At 40.1% G+C, this 4,411-nt stretch carries 4 protein-coding genes; 2 read left to right on the top strand and 2 right to left on the bottom strand.

Annotated features, from left to right (window positions below; all coding sequences use genetic code 11):
• Both K8U60_RS18855 and K8U60_RS18850 read left to right on the top strand, forming a co-directional pair.
• Positions 1-191, top strand: a 191-nt coding sequence (locus K8U60_RS18855; RefSeq protein ID WP_223643625.1) for a hypothetical protein, incomplete at its 5' end; no start/stop codon positions are given.
• A gap of 186 nt (positions 192-377) precedes the next feature.
• Positions 378-1,361 (top strand): CBASS cGAMP-activated phospholipase, encoded by a 984-nt coding sequence (locus K8U60_RS18850; protein ID WP_223643622.1) that lies wholly within the window; start codon positions 378-380, stop codon positions 1,359-1,361.
• Positions 1,362-1,541: 180 nt separating this feature from the next.
• On the opposite strand, the gene xerS is transcribed toward K8U60_RS18850, so the two are convergent.
• Entirely contained in the window at positions 1,542-2,669 is a 1,128-nt protein-coding gene (gene xerS / locus K8U60_RS18845; RefSeq protein WP_223643620.1) for a tyrosine recombinase XerS, read from the bottom strand.
• Between the two features lie 121 nt (positions 2,670-2,790).
• On the bottom strand, positions 2,791-3,534 hold the full coding sequence (locus K8U60_RS18840; RefSeq protein WP_223643618.1) for a Fic family protein: 744 nt from the start codon (positions 3,532-3,534) through the stop codon (positions 2,791-2,793).
• Positions 3,535-4,411: the final 877 nt, after the last annotated feature.

Here is a 4,411-nt window from a genome sequence, read left to right as displayed (position 1 = left end):
AGTGGCCATACTTGAGTGGCGCATTGTATAACCTAGCGTGGGTAAACCGTGAAGCCGGGAATCTTTCGGGAGCGATGAGCAGGATGATGGAGCGGGTAAAAGTTTTAGAACGACTAAACCAAATTGATTCTGTCAAATATTCGCATTTACTAGCGCAAGCGCAGCAAGAAGCAAATAACTTCGCCAATTAATAAGTTAATTCTCTGTTTAATGAAAACTAGATCGACTATAAGTTGAAGTAGCTACATTAATTATTTTTCTTGAATGTTTATTTAGAAGCTTTTTACTATCATTAATATTTTTTGTATAAATATCTATGACACTCTTAAATAGTATTGAGTATTCCTCTTATATCATTCAATAAGGAAGGAAAGGAGATGAGAAAGATGAAAAAAATACTCTCGATTGACGGTGGTGGGATTAGGGGAATCATTCCTGCTCGTATATTAGCTGATATTGAGAGACGAACTGAAACAAAAATCAATGAGCTATTCGATTTGATCGTAGGAACATCAACTGGAGGAATTTTGGCTCTTGGCCTTGTGAAGCCTGATGAAACAGGTGCAGCTGAATACAGTGCTAGAAAACTGTTAACTTTATATGAGGAAAAAGGAGAGGAAATTTTTTCACCAGTTAATTCAAGTCGCTGGAATGATAAAATACGTATAATCATAGAACAGCGATACGATTCAGAAGGAATAGACAATGTTCTAAAGGAATACTTTGGAGATACAAAACTTTCCGATTCTTTAAAGGAAGTTTTAATTGTTTGTTATGAACTAGAAAGAAGAAAACCATGGATTTTTAAAAGTAAGAAAGCAAAGTCCCGCGGATATGAGAGGATTAACCAGGATGCACTCATGAGAGAAATCGCTAGAGCCACATCTTCAGCACCAACTTATTTTGATCCCAAGAAAATTAGCATGGAAGATGATTTTTCGTTTATTGATGGAGGATTATATGCAAATAATCCTGCTATGTGTGCTTATGTAGAAGCAAAAACAATGTTTAAAGACGAAGAAGACATTTTAATTGTATCTCTAGGTACCGGCGAGCAAACTCGTCCTATTTTTCATAATGAAGCGATTGAATGGGGATTAATAGAATGGGCGCCTGTAATCTTAGATATTGTTTTTGATGGAGTAAACAGCACGGTAGATTATCAGTTAGCTCAACTTCTTCCAAATCGGTATGGAAAAAAAAGATACTATCGATTCCAGACAAGGCTAGATTACGTGAATGACAATTTAGATGATGTCTCACCAAAAAACATTGAGGCTTTAAAAAACACAGCTAACCGCCTAGTAGAACAGGAAGAAGATACTATTAAGGAATTATGTAAGCAACTTAAATCAAATTAAAAGAATTTGGTTAAATAAAAAAGTTCGGAATTGGAAAAGGTGACAAAACCTCGAAAGATACCGAATAATGTCTTTCGGGGTTTTGTAAAGCTATCTATTGTTTTTTTCCTATAAACTTAACTAGAAAGTAGAATTTAATCTTCCACTTAGATAGGAGTTCTAAATGGAATAGCTAGCTTTTTACTTCTCTTTATCTTTTGAGTTTAACCGATTTTCATGCATACGTGTCAACACCTGCTCATTGTCTTTATTGGACAGGTTAGTATAGAGGGAAGTAGTCTCGATGTTGCTGTGGCCCAATTGATCACGAAGTAGAACAATGCTTCCGCCATTTCGAATGTAGTCCGCTGCAAAACTATGTCGGAGCTTGTGAGGACTCATGCCTTCTCCTTGAGCAAATGCAGCAGTGTACTTGGTCACCAAATTTTCAATCGCTCGTCTTGATATAGGACGCACTGTTCCTCCGTAAAGGGTCACAAATAGGAAAGGGACTTCTTTTGAACCGGGATAACGACTTTCCCGGATTTCCAAATAGGATTTCAAATGTTGGATGGCCTGGTCCATAACATGGACCGTGTCTTCCTTAGCACCTTTCCGCTTGATATCAATAAGCTGTTTCTTCAAATTTATTTTCTTTACAAGAATGCGTGCGGTTTCTCCAAGTCGGATGCCGCTACCAAGAAAAAGGGAGAGGATGGCTAGATCGCGTTCCTTGTCCCGGTTGAATCGTTGTAGTGCAAGCCCACTTTCCAAAGTAACTTTATAGTCTTGTTCCACGAACTGCAGGAAATCGTTGATTTCATGTTCATTCAGAATAACGGAACTGATTTTCTGCGCGCGTCGGCTGGCCGTCTCTTTTTTATTGTGCAGTACAATCTTGCTCATAACATTGCGGTAGAAGTACGATTCTCCGTCTTCATTTTCGGTCTCTTTAGTAAGATAATTAAAGAGTGACTTTAACGCGTTAACGGAAAGGGCAACAACTGCCTGGCCCCGCTTCCTCACAGATGTCTTCTCATGCAAGATGGATTCTTCCTTTAGGAATTCGATATATAGTTCAATATCGTGTTTCTTCAATTCTGCTAAAACGGTAAGGGGGATAGATTTCACATCTTTTACCTTAGTCAGGTTTTCACGAAGCAGCCACTGGAAGAAATGCTGATAACGGTAGAGATACTGCAACAAGGTATCGTCTGAAAGACCAGCCCGTTTTTTGGAACGGACATACTCTACGACATAGAAGGGCGTGCTCTTTAGTTGTTTTTCAATCCGTTGGAGAACTTGAAGCTCTTCAGGTGTCAATGCCATATTATTCTATTGGCCTCCTTTTGGTTATGTATTTCTATATGTTCGCAAAATGTAATTTAAACGAATATATAGAGATGGGAAGTACTTTTTCTAGAAAATTAAGAAGTTAAAGAAACCACTCCTATAAAATCGCTTTTAAGTACGTCGTTAAACTTTCTTCCACGCATTGTGTAATTAACTCGATGAAAGGCAGTGTATTGCCTTGTATGCTCGCGGTTTCCAACGTTTCGTAATACGTTAAGCGTTGGGCGTTTTCCGCTTTGACAATAGCGGGAGGGAAGCCATGACCCATGAGAATCAAATTCATTAGCAACCTCGCCGTCCGGCCATTGCCATCTGCAAAGGGATGAGTATAGACGAATTTAAAATGAAACAATGCGGCCAGCTCCACTGGATGCAGACGGTCTTTCTCTTGCTCATACCAGGCGAAAAGCTCTTGCATATCGTTCGCCACCTGCAGAAAATGCGGTGGTTCATGCTGACTACCGGAGATTCTCACGTTGATGGAGCGATATCTACCCGCGTTTTCATCGTCGATGTTCTTTAAAATCAAATGATGAATTGTCTTTAGTGTACGCTCATCCAACGGCTCGGTCTGATTGACCTGTTCCTCGATAAAACTAATCGCTTCGGCATGATTGATGACTTCGAAGTGCTCCTGCAGCCGTTTGCCGCCAATTGTTAAGCCATCTTCCATTACTACTTTGGTTTCAATCAATGATAATGTATTTCCTTCGATGGCATTCGAATTATACGTCCATTCTACCCGGTAGACATCGCGCAGGTTTTTGACTGCAGCGGCGGGTAGCGGCCGGTGTTGATCTAATTGTGTTTTTAATTCATCGACGCGATTAAATGGGCTCATTTTGTAACACCTGCTTTTTATGGGATGAAAGGAACTATTGCTTAATTTCAGTAAAATTGATGCGAACTGCCTTAATACCCTTTATTTTATCATATGCTTACTTTATATGTTCGTTAAATTGAAATTTTGCGAACATATAGAGTAGGCACTGATAGTAGAAAAAACCCAGCTACATTGAAATAGCTGGGTTTGGTTTTCAGTAAGTTTTCTTACATACTCATTAAGTGGCTTATAAAAAGCTAGTCTCTTTTTTAATCATTTGCATAATACGTAATTTAGGCTAAAAGTATTTTGACAGATTTAATTCTGAGCCGCCCGAATCTGATTGTGAATGTAATGAAAGTACTCATCTTTGAGGGCTTTCGGATGGGTAAGCAAGGCCTCCAGTTCCGGGAGGTTTGTCCATCTCTCGCCTATCGTGGCCGCTCGGTACCATCTATTGACCGCTGTCGCTTGCTGTTCAACGTTCATGTCACCCCAAACCTGCTTTGAATTCACTTCGTATGGATCATTGGAATTGGACCTAGAGGCCATTTTACAAATCAAGCTTGGANTATTGACCGCTGTCGCTTGCTGTTCAACGTTCATGTCACCCCAAACCTGCTTTGAATTCACTTCGTATGGATCATTGGAATTGGACCTAGAGGCCATTTTACAAATCAAGCTTGGAATGAAGCTGTCCCGTTCAAGCTGCCAAGCATGGACCAATTCATGGATAAACACCTCTCCGGGGGTTGGGTAGTTACTGCCCCGTCGTGTTCCCATCGGGTTTTGGAAGACTTCGTCTCCCAGGTTTACAAGGACTCCCCGATCTGCATTGGGTAGGACGAATAAATTACCTCCAAGTCCGGTCAAATTGGTCAGGATGATCCGTTCA

Origin of the sequence: Planococcus circulans (genome assembly GCF_020023385.1) — a bacterium.
Classification (GTDB): Bacteria; Bacillota; Bacilli; order Bacillales_A; family Planococcaceae; genus Planococcus.
The sequence above is the reverse complement of the archived record's forward strand: the minus strand, read 5'-3'. Positions and strand labels throughout refer to the sequence as shown.

What these genes read in the sequence shown, in the direction of transcription:
- K8U60_RS18850 (WP_223643622.1), top strand. Translation starts at nt 378, where the DNA reads ATGAGAAAGATGAAAAAAATACTCTCGATTGACGGTGGTGGGATTAGG.
- xerS (WP_223643620.1), bottom strand. Translation starts at nt 2,669, where the DNA reads ATGGCATTGACACCTGAAGAGCTTCAAGTTCTCCAACGGATTGAAAAA.
- K8U60_RS18840 (WP_223643618.1), bottom strand. Translation starts at nt 3,534, where the DNA reads ATGAGCCCATTTAATCGCGTCGATGAATTAAAAACACAATTAGATCAA.